The 789-nt window shown below is 70.2% G+C and carries 2 pseudogenes; one reads left to right on the forward strand and one right to left on the reverse strand.

The features are described from left to right. Window positions 1-367: pseudogene (locus RHBS_RS29905) on the reverse strand (hypothetical protein); the annotation flags it as partial. A 63-nt stretch (window positions 368-430) separates the two neighbouring features. Here RHBS_RS29905 and RHBS_RS29910 point away from each other — a divergent pair. Beyond that, window positions 431-789 (forward strand): annotated as a pseudogene (locus RHBS_RS29910) (hypothetical protein); the annotation flags it as partial.

Genomic DNA, 789 nt, shown 5'->3' on the forward strand with positions numbered 1-789 from the left:
GTCGACGTCGTCGCGCTCGGCCGATCCGGCGAACAGTGCCAGCAATCCGGTCGTCACCGCCGCAACGACGCCCGCGATGATCGCCAGAGCGCCGACGCCGGTGCTCACCCCCCTCCACGTCCTCGGCGAGCACCACCGACTGCAGAACCGCAGCCGCGGCCGCCACCGCGCCGAGCCAGAAAATCGACACGAACGGCCGCGCAGCCGAGGCGAACTCGGAGAACAGCAGCGGCACCGAACCCAGAATCATCACGAATCCGGCAACCAAGACCACGCGTGTGGCCAGTATCTGTGGCGCGGCGATTCCCGAGTCGGTCTCCAGAATCGGCAGCAACGATCCGAGCACGAACAGCACGCCGGACAGCACTCCTGCAGTCCCGGCTGCGGCGTGCCACCTCGTCGTTCCTGGACCGGCGACACCGCGGACACCTTGCGTACCCGTCTCGCGCTGCTGCGCGCTCTCCAGCGCTCGACGGTCACGCGCTGCAGCGACGGGTGCGAGCACTGCGCCACAGACCAGCAGTCCGAGCCCTGCGACCGTTCCCAGGTATGCACCGAGGCCGGCATCGACCCGGTCACCGGTACCGAGTCCCGCGAGCAGACCGACCCCCGGCGAACCCGAGCACCCCCGAGCCCGGCTCCGACGGATGCACCCGACGCCACCTGCGGCGACAGTGCGGCCAGCGCGGATGCGGCCACCACGAGCGCCGCGATACCGACCACTCCGGAGCCCACCGCGACGAACAACGGCGACTCGACCACCGCCGTCACGATCACCACCGGATCGGA

Origin of the sequence: Rhodococcus sp. BS-15 (genome assembly GCF_000813105.1) — a bacterium.
In the GTDB taxonomy this organism is placed as follows: domain Bacteria; phylum Actinomycetota; class Actinomycetes; order Mycobacteriales; family Mycobacteriaceae; genus Rhodococcoides.